The organism is Erythrobacter sp. SN021 (genome assembly GCF_021864455.1).
The window spans coordinates 619,294-640,338 of record NZ_JAKKUW010000001.1 but is presented as its reverse complement, the minus strand read 5'-3'; the positions used below and the strand labels follow the sequence as shown (position 1 = coordinate 640,338).

General features: G+C 61.1%; 17 protein-coding genes. 6 read left to right on the top strand and 11 right to left on the bottom strand.

What is annotated here, in order from left to right; genetic code table 11:
• Positions 1-91 precede the first annotated feature (91 nt).
• From L5849_RS03085 to L5849_RS03060, 6 genes are all read right to left on the bottom strand, one after another.
• Positions 92-721, bottom strand: coding sequence for a hypothetical protein (locus L5849_RS03085; RefSeq protein WP_236924388.1), 630 nt, complete (start codon positions 719-721; stop codon positions 92-94).
• Positions 718-1,263, bottom strand: coding sequence for an RNA 2',3'-cyclic phosphodiesterase (gene thpR, locus L5849_RS03080; RefSeq protein ID WP_236924387.1), 546 nt, complete (start codon positions 1,261-1,263; stop codon positions 718-720). The genes L5849_RS03085 and thpR overlap by 4 nt, the downstream gene beginning before the upstream one ends.
• Before the next feature lie 38 nt (positions 1,264-1,301).
• The gene (locus tag L5849_RS16095; RefSeq protein WP_236924386.1) at positions 1,302-2,456 is read right to left on the bottom strand and encodes a GGDEF domain-containing protein; all 1,155 of its coding nucleotides are present in this window, start codon (positions 2,454-2,456) and stop codon (positions 1,302-1,304) included.
• 80 nt (positions 2,457-2,536) lie between these two features.
• Positions 2,537-3,457, bottom strand: coding sequence for a lysozyme (locus L5849_RS03070; protein ID WP_236924385.1), 921 nt, complete (start codon positions 3,455-3,457; stop codon positions 2,537-2,539).
• Between the two features lie 327 nt (positions 3,458-3,784).
• Entirely contained in the window at positions 3,785-5,839 is a 2,055-nt protein-coding gene (locus L5849_RS03065; protein WP_236924384.1) for a M13 family metallopeptidase, read from the bottom strand.
• A gap of 190 nt (positions 5,840-6,029) precedes the next feature.
• A complete protein-coding gene (locus L5849_RS03060) occupies positions 6,030-7,157 on the bottom strand; it encodes a hypothetical protein (RefSeq protein ID WP_236924382.1) in 1,128 nt (375 codons plus the stop codon).
• A gap of 419 nt (positions 7,158-7,576) precedes the next feature.
• On the opposite strand from L5849_RS03060, the gene uvrA reads away from it, so the two are divergent.
• A complete protein-coding gene (uvrA, locus tag L5849_RS03055; RefSeq protein ID WP_236924381.1) occupies positions 7,577-10,570 on the top strand; it encodes an excinuclease ABC subunit UvrA in 2,994 nt (997 codons plus the stop codon).
• Between the two features lie 51 nt (positions 10,571-10,621).
• Here uvrA and L5849_RS03050 read toward each other — a convergent pair whose 3' ends face one another.
• Positions 10,622-12,682: a 3'-5' exonuclease gene (locus L5849_RS03050; RefSeq protein ID WP_236924379.1), complete on the bottom strand. Its 2,061-nt coding sequence runs from the start codon at positions 12,680-12,682 to the stop codon at positions 10,622-10,624.
• 293 nt (positions 12,683-12,975) lie between these two features.
• On the opposite strand from L5849_RS03050, the gene L5849_RS03045 reads away from it, so the two are divergent.
• A complete protein-coding gene (locus L5849_RS03045; protein WP_236924377.1) occupies positions 12,976-13,194 on the top strand; it encodes a hypothetical protein in 219 nt (72 codons plus the stop codon).
• A 460-nt stretch (positions 13,195-13,654) separates the two neighbouring features.
• Here L5849_RS03045 and L5849_RS03040 read toward each other — a convergent pair whose 3' ends face one another.
• Complete coding sequence (locus L5849_RS03040; RefSeq protein ID WP_236924375.1) at positions 13,655-14,425, bottom strand: LuxR family transcriptional regulator; 771 nt, start codon at positions 14,423-14,425, stop codon at positions 13,655-13,657.
• 241 nt (positions 14,426-14,666) lie between these two features.
• Here L5849_RS03040 and L5849_RS03035 point away from each other — a divergent pair, with 241 nt between their 5' ends.
• Entirely contained in the window at positions 14,667-15,317 is a 651-nt protein-coding gene (locus L5849_RS03035) for a response regulator transcription factor (protein ID WP_115417063.1), read from the top strand.
• A gap of 58 nt (positions 15,318-15,375) precedes the next feature.
• Here the strand turns inward: L5849_RS03035 and L5849_RS03030 are convergent, their stop codons facing one another.
• Both L5849_RS03030 and L5849_RS03025 read right to left on the bottom strand, forming a co-directional pair.
• Positions 15,376-15,891 (bottom strand): septal ring lytic transglycosylase RlpA family protein, encoded by a 516-nt coding sequence (locus tag L5849_RS03030; RefSeq protein WP_236924372.1) that lies wholly within the window; start codon positions 15,889-15,891, stop codon positions 15,376-15,378.
• 944 nt (positions 15,892-16,835) lie between these two features.
• A complete protein-coding gene (locus L5849_RS03025) occupies positions 16,836-18,050 on the bottom strand; it encodes an argininosuccinate synthase (protein ID WP_236924370.1) in 1,215 nt (404 codons plus the stop codon).
• 216 nt (positions 18,051-18,266) lie between these two features.
• Between L5849_RS03025 and L5849_RS03020 the strand changes: the two genes are divergently transcribed.
• From L5849_RS03020 to L5849_RS03010, 3 genes are all read left to right on the top strand, one after another.
• The gene (locus L5849_RS03020; RefSeq protein WP_115417059.1) at positions 18,267-18,491 is read left to right on the top strand and encodes a hypothetical protein; all 225 of its coding nucleotides are present in this window, start codon (positions 18,267-18,269) and stop codon (positions 18,489-18,491) included.
• Positions 18,488-18,766: a type II toxin-antitoxin system RelE/ParE family toxin gene (locus tag L5849_RS03015; RefSeq protein WP_115417058.1), complete on the top strand. Its 279-nt coding sequence runs from the start codon at positions 18,488-18,490 to the stop codon at positions 18,764-18,766. The genes L5849_RS03020 and L5849_RS03015 overlap by 4 nt, the downstream gene beginning before the upstream one ends.
• Before the next feature lie 153 nt (positions 18,767-18,919).
• Positions 18,920-19,633: a helix-turn-helix domain-containing protein gene (locus L5849_RS03010; RefSeq protein WP_115417057.1), complete on the top strand. Its 714-nt coding sequence runs from the start codon at positions 18,920-18,922 to the stop codon at positions 19,631-19,633.
• 116 nt (positions 19,634-19,749) lie between these two features.
• On the opposite strand, the gene L5849_RS03005 is transcribed toward L5849_RS03010, so the two are convergent.
• On the bottom strand, positions 19,750-21,045 hold the full coding sequence (locus L5849_RS03005; protein WP_236924368.1) for a cyclopropane-fatty-acyl-phospholipid synthase family protein: 1,296 nt from the start codon (positions 21,043-21,045) through the stop codon (positions 19,750-19,752).

Below are 21,045 nucleotides of genomic sequence, written 5' to 3'. Positions count from 1 at the left end.
CGGCGCAGAAATGCGACAATGGGTGTGCGCTTGGACCGCTCGTCACATGCGCGCAAGGCCGCACAAGTCGCCGGTCGGCGCTCCTTCTACGTTAGTCGAACGGAACGGGGTGGCCCTGGTTCCGTTCGGCCTGGTCGCGCGCCGCCGTGATCGCTTCGTCCAGAGCCTGGCGGTTGACGGTCATCAGGCGCGGGCGGCCGCCATCCCGATCGACCACCAGCCACAGGGCACCGAGATCGAAAAAGGCACCCTGGTCCTTGGCAACGCTCATCCTCGAAAGATCGAGCTGTTGCAGCAAGTCGAGCATTGCGGGATCGAATATCTCGTCGAATACCGCTTCGACCTCTTGGCGATCCTCGATTTCGCGGCGATTGCCTTGTGCATCGATATAGAGCAGCGGAAGGCCGATTTCCTCGAGAATACGTGCCTTGTTACCGCTCTTCGCCGCTTCGCGCAGCGCGGCGATGGCGGCGTCGAATTGGCTGGCGCTGGTGCCCGTGGCGCAGGAAATCGCGCCGCCTTCGACAAAATCGTTTTCGCGATCGAAGTCGACCCGGCGCTCTTCTTGGTTCGACCATACCAGCAGCAGGCAATCCTCCGGCTTGGCTACCGCCTCGGCTAGGATCTGGGTGTTGGCCTCCTTTTCGGGCGCGCGTTCCGGTGCGCATCCGGCAAGCGCCGCGCAGGACAGTATCAGCAGGGGCAGGGGTGGGATCTTCATGGGCCTGGTTCGAGTGGATAGCGGACGACCGGTTCGTAAACAGAACCTTCGGGCCGCAGGAAAGCTTCATACAGAATATAGGCCTCGGCCTTCCATGGGCCAAGGCGCAACCCGGCATTCCTGGCGAGAAACGGTTCGAGAGGACCGGTTGCCAGATTGCATCGTGCGAGGGTGATGTGAGGGTGATATTTACGGTGTTCGGGTTCCAGACCCGCAGCGATGCAGATCCGTTCGATGCGGCGTTGCAGGCGCAGCAGTTCGGGCGTTTTTTCGATGCCCGCCCACAGCGTGTGCACGCGGCCTTTCTTTTCGAAAACGCCAACCCCGCGAATTGTCAGCGCGAAGTCCGCCCCGATGGCCATGCGCAGCCGCTCGGCCAGATCGTCGGCGCGGTGAGTGTCCACTTCACCGATGAAGCGAAGTGTCAGATGCAGTTGGTTCTCGTCCTGCCAGCGCGCGTCGTCGACACCTTCCATCAGGTCGATCAACGCATCGCGGATTGCCGAAGGGGGGCAAATACCGATGAAAAGGCGATGGGACATAGATGGGCAGCGCCGCTCGACCGGCGTATTGGAAAAGTTCAGGCGACCTGCCGCTTGACGCGATTGCGGCCACTTTCCTTGGCTTCGTAGAGTGCATTGTCGGCGCGCTGCAAGGCTTCGCTAACATGTTCTCCGCGCGGCATCGAGGAAATCCCGATCGATGCCGTGCCGACGCCGGGCGGGAGCCCGAACCTGGCGGCAACCCGATGACACGCCGCGCGCAGGCGTTCGGCAGCGTTATCGGCTTCCGTATCGTCGGCGATGGCGAGAAACACGGCGAACTCCTCGCCGCCCAGCCGCGCGGCGAGATGGCCTTCCCCGGGAAGGCTGCGAAGGACATCGCGAATGGCGGTTGCGACGCCGATCAGAACGCGGTCGCCCGTATCGTGGCCGAACCGGTCGTTGACCTGTTTGAAGTGATCCAGATCGACGATCAGCACGTGATAGCGGTTGCCCGGCGCGTTCTCGTATATCCGGTCCTCGAACAAGGCCCGCCGGTTGTACAATCCCGTCAGCGGATCGCGTATGGCAAGGAATTCAGCCCGTGCCAGCGCCTCCTCGAGATCCTCCGTCAGACGTTGGTTGTGAACCAACATATTCGCGGATTCGAGCCGTTGGCGGCTGCTTCCGATGCTGAAAATGACGATCCCGGCCATAATAAAGGTCAAACCGCCCGCCAGCCAGATTGCGGTGTTCGGCGGAATGAAAGCCAGCGCGGCGAAAAAGGTCCCCATAAAGCCGATGGTGTACGGAATGGCGATACGCTTGATCGCCGAAGTGCTGGTGATGACCAGCGCAACACTGATAAACACGCCCGCAGTCACGATATAGGATGCGGGGTGCAGATAGGGATCGAGGAATATCGGGAGGATTATGCTCGCCCAACTCGCTCCGCCAAAAGCCGCCACGGCCGACGCCATTCGCATCGGGACCAGGGTTTTTGCCCTTCCGTCCAACCGTCGGCGGATCGTTTCGTAGAGCAGCGCCGTCGCGAACAGGGCGAGAAAGCGGAGCAGCATGGGAATATAGAAATCGGCGGCGTTGGGCAGCGATTGAGCGGCACCGATGACCAGCAGCGTTCCGGCGATATTGGCGGGCAGGGTCCGGCGTTCCGTCTCGGCTGCAGAACGAACAAGGAGATGCAGGCGCTCGGTGCGCCAATCCTCGTCATACTCCTCGTTCTGTACCGTCACTATAGTCCCGCGCCTGCTGCTCGTGCGAAGGAATCATTATCATGCAGAATGTAAAAGCAAGGTAAGCCGAGGCGGTCATATTAGGCGGAATTCTGCCCGGACGCTTCTCGCGGATCGTCGTAAGACGCGTCCATGAATATCTTGGCACGGCGTTCGCTGCGATATTGCAGCCCCTTGGCGAATTTGCCGCCCGCATGGGTATAATCGAGTTCGGTCGCGATACGCTCGTAATCGCCCGCGTCGATGGCGGCATTGAGGCGGGGGCTCTTGTCCGGCGACACATTGCCGATACCGACATTGTAAACGAGATCGAGCAGGGCATCGAACTCGTGCTGGTAGAGCGGCAGATCGCCGACCAGTTGGCGGACCCCCTGTTCGGCTTCGGCGAGGTCGGCCTCGAGAAATGCCAGAACCTGTTGCTCGCTAATCCGGTCGCCAACTCTCAGTCCGTCTTCGGGTTCGACGAGATGGCCAACGCCGACGGTCGGATAGCCCGCGACATCGCGATAGACGGTGAATCGCACGCCCTCTTCTTCGATCAGGGCCTGTTTGAACGTATCGCTCGCCTTGATTAACGGGGCGGGCTGGCGTGCGCTCCGGGCATCGTGAACCATCTCGATGGCGCTGGAAGGGGCCATGGCCTTACGCGCCTTGGGCGGGCCGGTGAATGCAGTCAGCCCCAGCGCGCCCGCACCCAGCATCAGCGTGGCCCGTTTGCGGGTGGACATTTTGGGCCTCACATCGAAGGCCCGCGCGGCCGCCCGGCGCGCCTGGCGCAGATCACGGCGATGCTGGCGCTCGCGGCGACGGCGTTTCAGAAAGCTCTCGGGCTTTTCACCCTTTTTGCCGCGCAAAGTGGTATGCGCCCAATCGACATCGTCGAGCGGACGGTTGAGATCTTCGAGGATCGCCCTGAGCTTGGCGTCGTTCTGCGCGCGTTGTGCCGGAGACGGCGGTTTCCCGGCGGTCTCGTTCGAATAGTGCGCGGTGTCCTTGTCCATGTGGAGAGGCACCTTTCATAGTATCAACGTGTTGGGACACCGGCGCTGCGACGGGGCGCATGCGATTTCATGCGCTCTCGCTTGGTGTCTGACTTGCCTATGAAACGGTTCGCGAAGCCTCATTGGTCCCCGATTCGTCGCTGCCCAGCCACGTCCGGGCGGTCAATCGATGGGGTGCAACACAGAATCGGCCTACGCGATAGACCCTGCGAGGGCGGTCCGGGAAGGGTCTCCGGCTGGCCCCGCTTGCGGCCATGGCTCAGCAGAGGCGCGGACGGAAAGCCTCGTGGCGGCGCGCGGACAAGGGTCTCCGCGCCGCCCGATCGGTCACCAGATGCGCACGCGATCCTCGGGCGCAATGTACATTTCGTCCTCGGGCGTGATGTTGAATGCCTCGTACCACGCATCGACATTGCGCAGCGGCGCGATCGTGCGATAGCGCGGCGGGCTGTGCGGGTCGGTCGCGACCTGATTGCGCAGCGAATCCTCGCGCGCCTTCGCCCGCCACACCTGCGCATAGGCGAGGAAGAAGCGCTGGTCGCCGGTCAGCCCGTCGATCACCGGCGCTTCTTCGCCATTCAGCGATTTTTTGTAGGCATCGTAAGCCACCAGTACGCCGGCCAGATCGGCGATATTCTCGCCCATGGTCAGGTCCGGATTGATGAAGCTGCCGGGCACGACTTCGAAGGCGGCGTATTGTTCGCCGAACTTCTTGGCTTCGGCGTTGAACCGTTCCGCGTCCTGGGCCGTCCACCAATCCTTGATGGCGCCATCGGCGTCGATCTTGCGGCCCTGATCGTCGAAGCCGTGGCTGATTTCGTGGCCGATCACCACCCCGATGGCGCCGTAGTTGACCGCGGGGTCGGCCCAGGCATCGAAGAACGGCGGCTGGAGGATGCCGGCCGGGAAGACCATCTTGTTTTCCAGCCCGCCATTATAGGCATTCACGGTCTGGGGGTTCATTGCCCATTTGCTGCGGTCGACCGGCTTGCCAAGATCGCTCATCTGGTAATCCGCGTTGAACCGGGTCGCGCGGACCATATTGCCGAACAGGTCGTCGGGCGACATGGGCAACTGCGAATAGTCGCGGAACTCCTCTGGATAACCGACCATCACATCCATCCGCGCGAGCTTTTCGAGCGCGGCCTGCTTGGTTTCCGGAGTCATCCAGTCGTTTTCACGGATGCGGTCGCCCATGGCCAGCTTCAAGTTCTTCACCAGCTCGTCCATCCGCGTTTTCGCGATCTTGGGGAAGTATTCCTCGACATAGGCTTCGCCGACAAGCTCGCCCAGCGAGCCATCGATCGTGTCGACCGCGCGTTTCCAGCGCGCGCGCTGCTCGCTGGTGCCGTTCAGGGCGCTGGTGTACCGAAACCGGCTTTCGACCATCTTCGCGTTGAGATAGGGCGAGGCCTGGTGCGTAACACGGGCCTTCTGCCACAGTATGAGCGTTTCCAGATCGGTGCTGGCGAAGAGTTCCGCGATTGCCTTTATCGCCGTATTGTCGGTCACGATGATGCGATCCTGCGGCGGGATGTTGTGCCCGTCGAAGAACGCGGCCCAATCGACACCCGGCGCATAGGCGACCAGTTCGTCGCTCGACATCGGGTTGTTGATCTTCTCGATCTGGCGGGTCTGCTCGACGTCCCAGTTGAGTTGGGCGACATAGGTTTCGAACGTCATCACGCGGCTAGCCGCGCCGCGAGGGTCCTCCTCGCCGATATTGCGGAAGGTGCGCACCAGATATTCGTAATAGGCGATGCGTTTCTCATCGAACTTCGAATTGAAGTAGTAGTCCTTTTCCGGAAGACCGAGGCCGCCCGAGAACATCCATAGCGCGTTGATTGTGGGATCGTCGGGATCGGCATAGGGCGCCGCGCCGAACAGCGTGCCGCCGAATTTGGCGTAAGTCGCGCCCATGTAGCGGGCGAATGCGCTCTTGTCGGATAGCGCGTCGACCGCAGCCAGTTCGCGCTTGAGCGGGGCGATGCCGACCTTCTCGATCGCCTTCTCGTTCATGAAACTGGCGTAAAGCGCGCCGTATTGCGTGCCCGCCGGCGCTTCGGTGATGAGACCATTGACCTGCTCGGTCACGTCCTCGCGCAGATTGTAGAACGAGCCGACCGAGGGGCGATCCGCAGGAATCTCGGTACGGTCGATCCAGGCACCCGATGCGTAGCGTTCGAAATCGTCGCCCGGATCGGCGGTGAGATCGCGGGCGGTAAGGTCGAGGCCGTATTCGCCGATCTTGGCCGAACCGGTGACGACAATGGTGTTTTCATCATCGGTGGTTTCTTCGGCGAAGGCCGGTGTGGAAAGCGCGAGGCCCAGCGCGAGCGCCGAGACTGCCGCCGTGCTGGCGAGCGAATGGATGCGTGGCATGAAAAGTCCCCTGAATTGTAGTGATGGCCTGCGCTAACACGCCCGCGATGGCGGCGGCATATGAACTCGGTGAACCACACAGAACCATCGGCAAGCGACGGCATGTGCGCGGTCTCGATAGTTCGTCGGCCGTGCTTGTCGGTGCGGCTCCCCGATCCGGACGGGGGAGAGTCGGGAATGGTTCTCGTTTCTAAGGCGCGGTTTTCGTCTTGCCCGTTTCGAACACCCCGCGTGCCCGATCCATGACCGCAGCAGGCAGGCTCTGTTCCAACAGGCCGAAGATCAACCCGATCAGCAGGGCGATCGTGCCGCTCTGCATGATCTGGCCCGTGCTCATCGAACTGAAGCGGAATTCGACCACGCCGGTAATAAAGAACAGCGAGAAGACCACCGCCAGCGAACCGGTGAAAAGCAGGCGCATTCGCGGGGCAAGCCGATCTCCCTCCAGCTCGGCCAGATCGGTGAAGGCCAGCGTCACCTTGCGCGCGGCGAATGACAGCCAGGTTCCGATCATGCAGCCCGCCAGCAACAGGAACATGGCGCGAAACCGATAGGCTTCGGAAGGAAACAGGGCGACATATTCGCGCGTTTCGCTGGGTTTCGCGCACATCCAGTCGAGCCGATCGCCATAGGCGCCGCACAGCGTGGCGAAGAAGCCCGGAGACTTGTCGTAAAGCAGGTACAGCAGAAGAAAGATGACCGCGGCGCCGAATGCAGGCGCGCCGAGCTTGAACATGTAGTGGTTCTTGATCCGGCTCCCTTCGCGCATCAAGGTTTCATTCCGCAGAGTTTCGAGGGCGCCGTCGGCGGCCCGCAGATCGACGTTTTTCACAGTGAAAGCGAGCGTTGTCAGGCTAAACAGCCGGTCGAAGGCCTCCTTGAATCTGACCTCGCACTCTTTTTCCCAGGCATCGGTCTGATGATCGGCCTGCGCGCCGATGATCATCCGGCGTAACCTCTTGCCGAAACGAGCCCATTTGCTCTCCCCGTTCTCGGTCGCCGGGGCAGGGCGGTAAATCGCCTTGAGCACGCCCAGCGTCTGTTCGATCTTGCTTTTGAAGGCCAGTTCCTGCTCGTCCACGGGGGCGGGCTCTTCCCGTTCCAGATAATTGGCACCGAAATAAATGTCCCACAGGAACAGGTCTTCATCATCGGCCGCGGGATTCTCCTTCGTGGCGTTGGGATGAAAGCGGGCTATGTCCCATCGCTCACCCAAATGGATGTCGCTCGTGCGCCAGTCGCGTTTCTTGCCATTTCCCCCGCCCGTGCCGCTTTGGGCCTGGGCGGCCTCTCCCTCTTGCGGTTCGGTTTGTTCCATCATCTTCCCCCTTCAGATGTGTTGACGGCTCGATCGAAGCGTAGGGTCGAACCGATTGATCCGAAACAGGCGGCAAACCTGTATTCGAACAGTCAATCGTCTGGCCCGTGGAAGCGACACGCCGACGAACGGGGCGCAGTGCTGTCGAACGGGCTACATTTATTGGCCACCCGGTGCTTCCACTCTTGTCGAAGCGGCATCGCTTCTATGCCATGGGTGCGATTATTCGACAATCCGCAGCAGATGGCCCGCTCGCGCTTCTCGGCGCCACACTGGTTGCCGCAGCGATTGGAACTGCGTCGGCGCTTCCTATATCCGGCATCCTGCCATTCGCATGGCTGGAACCCCGATGGTCGCGATGCGCTCCCCAAACAGACCGCCCTTGACTTGGTCGAACACAACAGGAACATAGGCCGCCCATGGCACTCACCAAAATTTCCGTCCGCGGCGCGCGCGAGCACAACCTCAAGGGCGTCGATATCGACTTGCCGCGCGATGCGCTGATCGTGATCACCGGCCTGTCGGGCTCGGGCAAATCGAGCCTCGCCTTCGATACGATCTATGCCGAAGGGCAGCGGCGCTATGTCGAAAGCCTGAGCGCCTATGCGCGGCAATTCCTGGAAATGATGCAAAAGCCCGATGTCGAGCATATCGACGGGCTCAGCCCCGCGATCTCGATCGAGCAGAAGACCACCAGCCGCAACCCGCGCTCGACCGTCGCGACGGTAACCGAGATCTACGACTATATGCGCCTGCTCTGGGCGCGCGTGGGCGTGCCCTACAGCCCCGCCACCGGCCTGCCGATCCAGGCGCAGACGGTTTCCAACATGGTCGACCGGGTGATGGCGCTGCCCGAAGGCACGCGGCTCTATCTGCTTGCCCCCGTCGTGCGTGGACGCAAGGGCGAATACCGCAAGGAACTGGCCGAGTGGCAGAAGGCCGGGTTCACCCGCGTGCGCATCGACGGCGAGATGTACCCGATCGAGGAAGCGCCCGCGCTCGACAAGAAGTTCAAGCACGACATCGAAGTGGTGGTCGACCGGCTGGCGGTGAAGGAGGGCCTCGAAACGCGCCTCGCCGACAGTTTCGAAACCGCGCTCAAACTGGCCGAAGGGCTGGCTTATGTCGATCTGGCTGACGGGACTGTCACCGAGGTTATGCCTCCCCTCCCCACGGGGCCGGGGCCGGGGGTGGGGGAGGCCACCTCGCGGGTGCCGAACACCCATCCCCAACCCCTTCCCTCAAGGGAAGGGACTCAGAAAATGAAGGGCGCCGGATTGCCCGCCAATCGCATCGTCTTTTCCGAGAAGTTCTCCTGCCCGGTCTCGGGCTTCACCATCGAGGAAGTCGAGCCGCGCCTGTTCTCCTTCAACGCCCCCCAAGGCGCCTGCCCGACTTGCGACGGGATCGGCGAGAAGCAGTTGTTCGATCCGCAACTGGTCGTGCCGAACGAGGCGCTGAGCCTCAAGAAAGGCGCGGTGGTGCCCTGGGCGAAGTCCAACCCGCCGAGCCCCTATTACATGCAGGTGCTCGCCAGCCTTGCGAAGGAATACGAGTTCAGCCTCGAGACCCCGTGGGAAGATTTCGACAAGGAAATTCGCGACATCATCCTGCACGGCACGAAGGGCCGCGCCATACCGCTGACCTTCAAGGACGGGCGCAAAAGCTATACGGTGAAGAAGCCGTTCGAAGGCGTGATCGGCAACTTGAACCGCCGCCTGTTGCAGACCGAAAGCGCCTGGATGCGCGAGGAGCTGTCCAAATTCCAGACCGCGCAGCCATGCGAGACCTGCCACGGCAAGCGCCTCAACGAGAAGGCGCTCGCGGTGAAAATCGCGGGCACCGACATCGCCACGCCGACCAAGATGAGCGTTGCCGATGCGAAGGAGTGGTTCCTCGCGCTGCCCGGCAAGCTCACCGACACGCAGCGCCAGATCGCGCATGCCATCCTCAAGGAAATCAACGAGCGGCTGGGCTTTCTCGACAATGTCGGGCTCGACTATCTCAACCTCGACCGCACCAGCGGCACATTGTCCGGCGGGGAGAGCCAGCGCATCCGCCTCGCCTCGCAGATCGGCTCGGGCCTTTCGGGCGTGCTCTACGTGCTCGACGAACCCAGCATCGGCCTCCATCAGCGCGACAACGACCGGCTGCTCGAAACGCTCAAGCGGCTGCGCGATCTCGGCAATACGGTGATCGTGGTCGAGCATGACGAGGACGCGATCCGCGCCGCCGATCATGTGGTCGATCTCGGCCCGGGCGCGGGCGTCCACGGGGGCGAGGTGGTGGCGCAGGGCACGCTGAAACAGGTGCTTAAGAGCAAGAAATCGCTCACCGCCGATTACCTCACCGGCCGCCGTGCGATCGCCGTGCCGACAGAACGGCGCAAGGGCAATGGCCACCAGCTCACCGTCCACGGCGCGCGGGCGAACAATCTCGACAACGTCACCGCCTCGATCCCGCTCGGCACCTTCACCTGCATCACGGGCGTTTCGGGTTCGGGCAAGTCGTCCTTTACCATCGACACGCTCTATGCCGCCGCCGCGCGCACGCTCAACGGGGCACGCGTGGTCGCGGGCGCGCACGACAAGGTCACCGGCCTCGAATATTGCGACAAGGTGATCGAGATCGACCAGTCGCCCATCGGCCGCACTCCGCGCTCCAACCCGGCGACCTACACCGGAGCCTTCACCCAGATCCGCGACTGGTTCGCCGGCCTGCCGGAAGCGCAGGCGCGCGGCTACAAGCCCGGCCGCTTCAGCTTCAACGTCAAGGGCGGCCGCTGCGAGGCGTGCCAGGGCGACGGGCTGATCAAGATCGAGATGCACTTCCTGCCCGACGTCTACGTCACCTGCGAGGAATGCGGCGGCAAGCGCTACAACCGCGAAACGCTGGAGGTGAAGTTCAAGGGCCACTCTATCGCCGACGTGCTCGACATGACGATCGAGGATGCGGAAGGCTTCTTCAAGGCCGTCCCCCCGATCCGCGACAAAATGCACATGCTGAACGAGGTGGGGCTGGGCTACGTCAAGGTCGGCCAGCAGGCCACCACGCTGTCAGGCGGCGAGGCGCAGCGGGTGAAGCTCGCCAAGGAACTCAGCAAGCGCAGCACCGGCCAGACGCTCTACATCCTCGACGAGCCCACCACGGGCCTCCATTTCGAGGATGTCCGCAAGCTCCTCGAAGTGCTCCACCGGCTGGTGGAGCAGGGGAATTCGGTAGTGGTGATCGAGCACAATCTCGACGTCATCAAAACGGCGGACCACATTCTCGACCTGGGGCCGGGCGGCGGCGTGCGGGGCGGGGAGGTTGTTGCGGAGGGGACTCCGGAGGAGGTTGCTGAGGTGCCGGAGAGCTATACGGGGCAGTATCTCAAGCCGATGCTGGAGCGGCAGCGGGAGGCTGCGGAGTGAAATCCGCAAACTTCCCTAGGAACCGCTAATCATCGCGGACATAAAACCGGTTCAGACTAATGTCCTTAGTAGCCCAGACTCGGCCAAGAAAGGTGAGGGGCTTGCTATGGAACTTCCGATCTTCTTGCTCAGTGTGAAGAGTAGTCGTCTTTTTGCACGTGTCATAGCAACATAGAAAATTCGGCGCTCACCTTCGATCTGTTCGGCAGTCTCAGCCTGTTTGCTTGGCCAAATTCCTTCGTTCGTGTCGAGAATGACGACCGTGTGGAATTCTTTTCCTTTTGCCCGAAGCGCCGTCATAAGATGGACGGGACGCTCCCAAACTGGGTTCTTGGCATCTTCTTCTGATGGCGCATTCGATAGAGTGTCTGCAGCCGCCTCAATGTCATCAAGAAATTGTTCAAAATCATCGTTGTAACGGTCTGCATATCTTGCCAAATAATGAAATGGTGGGTCGGAATAAAAAATGTCCTCTTCTGCCTTGCCGTAGTCTTTTTGCAAACCTGAGAAGCAGTCGCTTATTGCTTCGACAGCCTCAGAAACGGTTTCGCTCTCGCAGTATTCTCTGAGGGCGTCAGCAAATGAGAGGCTCATTTGCCCATCCTTGTTTTCTCCTTTCAGCGGACCTCGATAATGCTCGAGCGCCTCGATTGCCTCAATGACCGACCGGGGTTTTGCCCCGGTAAGGTGCGATCGTACTGAAGCTTGATCTGATTTACTGAGAGGATACCGCTTAACTTGGCTACATAAGCGCAGAACATCGTCAATTACCTTACGAGAGAACCGTCGATCGTCCGCAGTCATGCGAATTGTGAGGAGATCGACAAGCGAGTCGAAGGCTTCACTTAGAAAGACCTGCAAATCCTCAGCAGCACAGAAGGGAATATCCTTCTGAGCCAACATAATTTGATAGGGTATGAGCTGCGCCCGCTTCCTAGATACCAGCGCTATCCTTTCTCGCCCAATATCCTTTCGATGTACGAAATGCTCAACCTCACTTACCACATGATCAATGCTATCCGTGAAGTCTTCATTTTCGATCAGCAGTATTTCGGCGTCTTCAGTCGAGACAGGAATGACATTCTTTACATGTCTATGTCTGTTGTTGCGGATAAGACGATCTGAGGCGGTGACGATATTTCGGGGACATCGGTAGTTTTTCTCAAGAACGTATGTTGAGAATTTTTGGCCGAACCACTTGTCAGGAAGGAGGATGTAGTTAGGCGTCGCTCCTCGCCATTCGAAAATAGCTTGGTCATCGTCACCTACTATAACGATACGAGCGCGGTGCAGCCTAGCAATCGCACGAATTAGCTGCAAGTCCAAAGGACCAATATCCTGAAACTCATCAATCAAGATGTCAGAGTACTTTGACCCTCCACTGGGGAGTCGCTCGTCGGCGATTTGTTCCTCTATGTCGCGCAGGGCGACATATTTTTGATCTTCAAGAGTAAATATTGATTGATCAATTAGAGCCTTAGTCGCCTTCTTCCAGAATGGAAAAAACACTGCGAAGGCATCCTTAGCCTTGTCGCGATCAATCGCCCCAATTTCAACTAGCTCTTGTGCAATTTGTGGCAGGAATCTTCCAAGTCCGACATCTTCTAGCGCTCGAATGTGTGTTTCGGCGTCCGTTAGGTCCTTCATCTTGATATGATCAAAGCCCAAGTTCTTAACCTGATCCATCAAGTTCAAAATGACCTTACCAGCCACGAACCTTTGCTTTTTGAATGCTGCTTCGATCTTCTTCGATTTGCTCCAGATTGGCTGGAGCGAATTCTGCACGGCAAAGCTGCGGTCTGTCGTCTTTGTAATCAGCCTTGGGCTATGATGGCGGTCTCTCACGCGCCTCCACCCCCAACTGTTGAGAGTGGTAACATCCGTGGAAGAGGCGATAGGTGCAAAATCTTGAGAATTAAGGCGAGCCTGCAATTCATCTTTGGCTGCGCGCGTAAACGTGACTATTAAGAAACGAGATTTCCCATCCGTCTCAGTATATCGTTGTTGACAACGATGCAGCAGTGAGTGCGTTTTTCCACTACCAGCAGGCGCTAGCAGTCGAATATTATCACTTTCGGATTGACAGAAATCCTGTTGAAACTCGTCTAGCATACATCCCCCATATCTTAACTTGCAGTCATCGCATGCTGTTTCGAATTTTCAAGCCCTTGGCTATTCACGAATGGCTGCCTACGTTTTCCTACTAATCAAAAGTTTGTTTAATGCTTTGGTTCACTCAAACCCATGAGGTGAACCATGAACGCCGTTTTCTGTTTAGTCCCTCAAGCGCCGGGCGGCGGACATCCGTCCGCCTTGGCTACCTCGCATAAGCTCGGGCGCGCGGTCGCGCTTGCCTCGCCTTCGGCTCGGATAGTTGTGCCTACCTCCACCTTGGGAGGTGCGGCATGAGCGACATGAGCGACATGAGCAGCATGAGCATCCACCCCATCGTCCTCCACGCCGATCTCCTCGCTGCGGAGGACGACGAGTGCGCTCCGCAGACGCAGTTCGTGGCCGAGCGGCAGGTGGTGTTTCTCGAGGCGCTGGCGGTTACCGGCTCCGTGCGCGGGGCGGCGCGGCGGGCGGGGGTTTCGCATCAGACCTGCTACCGCGCGCGGCGCTAGTCCGACTGAGACACCCGCCTGCGCGGGGGATCGGGATAGGATTGTGGTGATTCCGGGCGTCCCGCGCCCGTGCTCGCAGGCCGGTCCTCGCGGCGAGGGGCAGTGTTGCCCGTTCGCGCACCGCACCCCCACACACTACATCAATTGATAACGCGCGCTGCCCGTGTACCTGCTAGACCCCCGCGCATCGTCGGCCTCTTTTCAGGCTTTCCGGCGACCGAGAGAAGCTTCGGCATTGCTCCCGCCTCGTGCATCGGAGTCCCATCATGCCCGAATGGCTAATCGTTGTTCTCGCCGTGCTCGGCACCTTCGCGCTGGCGTCGTTGCTGGGTGAGTTGCTGGTGCGCCGCGTCCGCCGTCGCCGGTGAGCGTGCGGGCCGGGTCCCGCAATCCCCGCAGCAGGCCGTGGGAGCGATAAAGCCGATCGTGACCCCGGCCCGATCCGGGGAGGCCCCGGTTCTCAGATGTCGATAATGCCGTATTTCAAGCCCTTGACCGCCGCCGAGGCGCGGTCGGACACGTTGAGCTTGAAGAATATCCGCTTGATATGCGTGGCGATGGTCGGGCGCTTGCTGCCCAGGATGAGGGCGATTTCCTCATTGCTCTTGCCCTGCGCGATCCAGTGCAGGATCACCACTTCGCGCGGCGCCAGCCGGGGCCGTTCGACCAGGCCCGCCTCGAGCTGGTCGATCCGCAGATGGGCGGCCTGGGCGATGGCGTGGAGGATGGGGATGTCGGCATGTTCGACCCGGTCCTGATGGTCGATCTGGTTGATGCCGAAGGCGGCCAGGTGCTGATGCGGGCCGAAAGTGGGGAAGGCATAGCCATCGGTCATCCCGTGTTCGCGCGCCTGTTCGACGAAATGGCGCTGATCGGGCGTAAGCGATTTGTCGGCCGCCATGTGGCTGAGCCGCACCGGCCGCCCGGCGCGGGCGATCAGCGAAGGGAAGGGGTCGAGCAGGTTGAGGCCGTCATTATACCTGGCGATCCACTCCTCGGGAAAGCCGAAAGATATGACATCGGCCTGCCCGGGATGCTCGCGCGAGGGTTTGAGATAGCTTAAAGCGTGGAAGCCGTGCGTGCGATAGAAGGCCCTGGCGATGGTGAATACGTCATCCCGGGTTTCTGCGGCGGCAATCTGCCGTATGGCCCAACTGTCATCCATGGTCGCGCTCTCTCCCATCCTGTGTTCGGCACGCTCCGCGCGGTATTCCGATTGAATGTCATCCATTCGGACTACGTATATCCTTTTAGGATTCGCCGTGGATTGCAAGCGGATATTTGCCGGTAAGATGGCACCGCACTCAGCCATCGCGACGTGAGGATTGGACATTTTACGTAGTTCGTTCAGATGACATTTTATAGGATGACATCCGAACGGATGACTACGGTTATTCCCTTAGTAACCATACGAGTTCGGGCGACGGCTGGGGAAAACAAGCGATCCTGAGCGTCGATGAACTTGACAGGGTATGGGGGTCGAATCGCTTATGCAGGAAAACACGTTCATTGTCGTCGACAACGACTATCGCAGTCGCAATGAACTCACCATGGCTCTCGGCAAGATCGGGTACGTGGTGCCCGCCGACAGTCTCGACGATCTGGGCGGTCGCTGGCCGGAAGAGGCTTGGGTGCTGGTCCACGATCATGGCCTTCAACTCACCCGAGCGATGCGGGATCTGCGCCAGGCGGGGCGGTTCTATCCCCTGGTCGCCTATTCGAAGAAAGCCAGCATTTCTCACATCATGGACGTCCTCAGCGGCGGTGCCGCGGGCTATTTCGAATGGCCCACCCCCGATGACCGGCTGCAGCGCAGCCTCGCGAATATTCTGGCGCGGAAATGGCAGAATTCTACCACGACGATCGAGCAGGCCCGGGCCAAGCAGAAGATCGGCCAGCTTTCGCCGCGCGAGCGCGAGGTTCTGACCGGGGTGTGTGAAGGCTTTTCGAGCAAGGAAGTCGCCCGCACGCTGGGGATCAGCCCGCGCACGGTCGAGTTGCACCGCGCCAATGTGTTGAACAAGCTGGGCGTGCGCAATGTCGCCGCGGCGGTGCGTCTTTCGGTCGAAGCCCGGTTCGACGGGACCAAACTGCCCGACGAACAGCGCGAACTGGCGCTTTAGGGGGCGAAGCTTAGGGGCGAAGCGAAACGGCGCGCCGCTTTCGGGCGGGTCATGCCGCCTAACGGTCGAGGACGGCGAGTTCGACCGTCCCGTGCCCGCGCCGGATCAGGCCGAGTTCGGTCGCGGCAGCGCGGCTGAGATCGATCAAGCGACCGTGCGCGAAGGGGCCGCGATCGTTGATCCGGACCGTGACCGTCTTGCCATTGCGCGGATTGGTCACCGCCACCAATGTGCCGAAGGGCAGGGTGCGGTGAGCCGCAGTCATCGCGTGCATGTCGAAGCGTTCGCCATTGGCGGTTCGGCGGCCATGAAAGCGCTTGCCGTAATAGGAGGCCACTCCGCTGCCAATTGAGGTTGCTGCGGGCGGCAGTTCGATCGGCACCTCGATCGCGCCAAGATCCACGACATGGACTGCGGGTTCGGGAGCGGGAGGCAAGGCCTCGAAACTCGCGAAACTCGCGTCGAAATCGGCTTGGGGAATGGCCATCTGGATGGTTTCCTCTGGCTGGGCGGCCGTTGCCGGCAAGGCCAGGGCGGCGAGGAAAAGCATGCTGCGAAACGCGCGATTGGCCATAATGTGGACCTCCCGTTCGGTTTCGGCGTCTATATCGAAGGCTGCGGCCCGAGTCCTTAACGTGGACGGTTCCCGCCCCATTCCAGCCACAGTTCATCGCGGATCGGGATCTTTTATGCGCTGGGACAAACCCTTTCGGACATGCAAGGGGGGCACATCGCCGTCTAACCGATCGCGGCGTGAGCCTGACGTTGCCCTTTCCAGCAAGCTCCCACGAGCAAGTCTTTACGAGCAAATGGGGCCGACATCGCTGCCGACCCCACTCTCACCGATGCGTGGTCTTGACCGCCAACTGAATGAAACGGGCAGGAACTTGGCATCCGACGTTTTCCCTTCCGCTGCGTCCGAAGACGCCGCATCCGGTTCTGTCACCGGCGCTCGCACCGGCATCCGGCTCCACCCTCCAACTGATCCGGTCGAGTGCGCCAGGCCATAAAGACCCTCGCTTTCCGTTCCGGACCGGCCTTCGACAGGCGGTGCCGCGATCGAACTTTCCGTCAATGGCCGAAACCTCAAGCGGCTGCATCGCCGATCCGGTCCGAAGACCTTTTCCATGCGATACCTCCTCGGCATCCGACCGGGTTGGTCCGATCCATGAAAGACGTAGGCTGCGTTTCGTCATCGACCCGCTTGCATCCGACCGAAGTCTTCCTCATGCCGATCTCGGAAAACACATGGACAGCATCTCCCATGTCTTTCCGGTCTGGATTTTCTCCGTGATTTCAGGCCGTTAAGCCATCAACCCGGTGGAAGATCCTCGCCGTTCCGATGCCTTGAAGCTGCGCCCGATCGGGCGATTCGTCCAGCCGACGAGACCCGACTTTTCCACCATCCCCCGATTTCGCTGTGGAGGGGGGTGGAAAAGTCAACGCTTCATCGCAAATTATGATCGCGATCTATGTTGCAGGCGCAATATTGCACCGCAAAACCTTGGTGCAACGCAACTAACGGTCGCGCTTGGCCAGTAAGCGGAGGCGCAGCGCGTTGAGCTTGATGAAGCCTTCGGCGTCCTTCTGGTCGTAGGCACCGGCATCGTCCTCGAAGGTGACATGGGCTTCCGAGTAGAGCGAGTTCGCCGATTTGCGGCCCACCACCGAGGCAGTGCCCTTGTAGAGCTTGAGCCGGACCGTGCCCGAGACCTTTTCCTGGCTGAGGTCGACCGCCGCCTGCAGCATTTCGCGCTCGGGGCTGAACCAGAGGCCGTTATACACCAGTTCGGCATAGCGCGGCATCAGTTCGTCCTTGAGGTGCGCCGCGCCGCGATCGAGCGTGATCTGCTCGATCCCGCGATGCGCGCGGGCGTAGATCTCGCCGCCGGGGGTTTCGTACATGCCGCGGCTTTTCATGCCGACGAAGCGGTTCTCGACCAGGTCGAGGCGGCCGATGCCGTGCCTGCGGCCGAGCTCGTTGAGCGCGGTCAGCAGCGTTGCCGGGCTCATCGCCTCGCCATTCAGCGCGACGCCGTCGCCGCGCTCGAACGCAATCGTGATGTATTCGGGCGTATCGGGCGCATCCTCGGGATGGTCGGTGCGCGAATAGACGTAGTCGGGGGTCTCTTCCCACGGGTCCTCGAGCACCTTGCCCTCGGACGAGGTGTGGAGGAGGTTCGCATCGGTGGAGAAGGGGCTTTCGCCGCGCTTGTCCTTGGGCACGGCGATCTGGTGCGCCTCGGCCCAGGCGATCAGCGCGGTGCGGCTGGTCAGGTCCCAATCGCGCCACGGGGCGATGACCTTGATATCCGGATCGAGCGCATAGGCCGACAGTTCGAAACGCACCTGGTCGTTGCCCTTGCCGGTTGCGCCGTGCGCGATGGCGTCCGCACCGGTCTCATGCGCGATCTCGACGAGGCGCTTGGAGATCAGCGGGCGGGCGATGCTGGTGCCGAGCAGGTAATCGCCTTCGTACCGGGCATTGGCGCGCATCATCGGGAAGACGAAATCGCGCACGAATTCCTCGCGCAGGTCCTCGATGAAGATGTGCTTGTCGGGAATGCCCATCGCACGCGCCTTGGCCCGCGCGGGTTCGATCTCCTCGCCCTGGCCGAGATCGGCGGTGAAGGTGACCACTTCCAGCCCGCGCTCCACCTCGAGCCATTTGGCGATGACGGAAGTATCGAGGCCGCCACTATAGGCGAGGACGACGCGCTTGATATCGGACATTGCGGGCACCTTTGTTGACTTGGCCGCGCCGCTAGCAGGGGTGAGGGCGCGGTGGCAATCAGGAAGAGCTTGGTGGGGGGAAAGGCGTAACTGGCCATGTTCGCGACCTGGAGAGCGGGGTGCGTTTCCTGGCACCTCGGCGTGTAGCCGGAAGTTGGATTGCCGCGGAGCCTTTGGCTCCTCGCAATGACGGGCGAGAGGTGATACATCGGTTACATGACGATGCTCGAAAAGTTCGTGGCTTTCGCCCAATCGCTCCCGGCGGAAAGCAGGCACGCGGTCGAGGGTGCGCTGGCTGTCATGATGGCGAGCTATTCAGACGAGGGTGCATTCACCTCCATCGAACTGGACGAACTCGATCGCCGCGTTGCCGAACCGAATGCGGAGTATGTCGCTCCTGAAGCGATTGCCGATCTTCTGGGCAGGTCCATAGCCTCGTGAAACCGATCCGCTTCCGCCGCGAGGCGGAGCACGACCTACGTGAGATAATCGCCTATTTCGATGGCGTCGCGCCGGAGGCACTTGTGCGCATAGCCGACGACATATGGCGAGCGCTGGAACTGATTCGTCAGTTTCCGGCGATCGGTGTGCGGATCGAAGGCCGCAGCTTCCGGCGAGTGGTTTCGCGGCGTTACAAGTTTAAGATCGCTTATCTTAACGAGCGCGATTGTGTGACGGTGCTGGGCATATTCCGACATCAGGATCGTGAAAGCTGACGGGGCTGGCAGGCTTCATAGCTCGCATATCCTAAATTGTGCGAGGAATTGCTTCCTCCGTTGGAGACCAAGGGAAGTCTCCTGCGAAGTCAGCCACGGCCGCCTCACGATCATCCTTTCCTACAGCCCCCCTTTTGTGCCTTACGCTATGCGATGAGCAAGCAGCCGCCCCGTATTCCGCCCGCACAGCCACCTCTTGCCGCGCCGCGTGTCGATCCCGCGCCCGGCGATCCGCCCGATAATCTCGCCGCCGGGTTGTCCTTGCCCGTGCTGGCTGCGGCGCAGGCGGCCTTGCCTGCGGTCCAGCGCAAGCGCACCGCCACGGGCAAACGCGGGCCGCGCTGGACCAGGGCGCGGCAGGTCGATTTCCTTGTCGCGCTGGCGGAAACCCATTCGGTGGCCGAGGCGGCGCGGCGGGTGGGGATGAGCCGTCAGTCGGCCTATCGCCTGCGCCAGCGCCTGCGCGAACAGCCCTTCGGCAGGGCCTGGGATGCGGCTTATGCCAGCGCGCGCCATAGCCTTTACCGTGCGGCGCTGGAACGCGCGATCGAAGGCGTGGAGGTGCCGCATTTCGCCGGGGGCGAGCTGGTCGGCACCTCGCGCAAGTTCGACGAGCGCCTCACGCTCGCGCTGCTGGCCATGCCGACGCCTGCCCCCGCGGAGCTGCCTGCGGTCTATCCGGGCAGCGCCTATCCTTCGACCGACTTTCGCGGTTTGCTGGAACGTGTCGAGACCGGACCCGACCATTTCGAGGCCGATGAAAGCGAGCATCACCTGCTCCGGCTGGAAGCGGAGGAGGACGCCCGCTGGGCTGCGGACGACGCGGAGGACAAGGACAAGGATGAAAGCGGCGACTGGGAATATTGACCCGATGTGTCACCCCGTCTCCAACATTTCCTGCAATTTCAATACGATGACCTGTAGGAAAAGGCGGACACCCCTGTCACCTTGTGTAACCTACACGGAAACCCTGGCGCAGCGCGCTACTCCGCCGCCTCGCGCAGGGCCGGGTCGAGGTGCCAGCGCGGCACCTTGCCCTCATCCGCCGCGCGCAGCCGGGCGCTTTCGGCCTCGATATATTCGCGCGTCATCGGGATGGCGGCGCGGTCCTTCACATACTGGATCTGCCAATTGACCATATCGCCGTGGCGGAAGCTCTGTTCGGCTCCCGCAAGATAGAACAGCCACATGCGATAGAAACGCTCGTCGTAAAGCTCGGTGATCTCGCGCCGGTGCAGCACTGTGCGCTTGTACCATTCCTCCAGCGTGTGGCTGTAATGGAAGCGCATTGCCTCCACGTCCATCACCTGCCAGCCGTGCTTCTCGCTCTGCGTGACGAGCTCGGACAGGGCGGGGATATAGCCGCCGGGGAAGATGTATTTGCGGGTCCATTTGTCGGTGAAGCCGGGAGGGCCTGCGCGCCCGCAGCAATGGCTGATCATCACGCCGTCGGCCTTCAGCAGGCGGTTGGTGTGCTCGTAGAACTGCGGGTAATGCGGCGTGCCGACATGTTCGAGCAGGCCGACCGAGCTGATCCGGTCGAAGGTTCCCTGCACATCGCGATAGTCCATCAGCTCGAACGTCACGCGGTCGGCGAGGCCCGCTTCCTCGGCGCGTTCCTTGCAGAACGCGATCTGGTCGGGCGCGAGCGCAACGCCCATGACCTCGACATCGTAATGGCGCGCGAGATAGAGCGCGAAGCCGCCCCAGCCGCAGCCGATATCCAGCAGGCGCTGGCCCGGCTTTATGTACATCTTGGCGGCGAGATGCGCCTTCTTGTCGAGCTGCGCTTTCTCGAGCGAGGTCGTCTCCGGGTCCTCGCGGTAATAGGCCATGGTGTATTGGCGGTCCTCGTCGAGGAAACGCTCATACAGCTCGCGGGTGAGGTTGTAGGTGTGCTCGGCGTTCTTTCGGGCCTTGCCGCGCAAATTCACGCTGTCGGCCTTGGCGAGCAGTTTTTGTGCCGCCTTGCGCAAGGGGCCTTTGGGCTTGAGCGATGCGCCCGCTTCGCGCTTGGCGTTCCTGGTCACGAACAGGACGAGGTCGCGGATATCGTGCGGTTCCTCCACTTCGAGCCAGCCCCACATGAAGGCCTCGCCCGCGCCGACCTGCGGATAGCGTGCGATATGGTTGGCGGCCTTGCGATGCGTCAGGCGGATACGCAGGGGTTGCACGCCATTTTCCGGCGCACCGTATTGAAGGGTCGTCCCGTCATGGTTCGTAACAATCAAATGCCCGCGCTTGATCGCGGATTTCAGGAATGTGTCGAGCAGCCACAT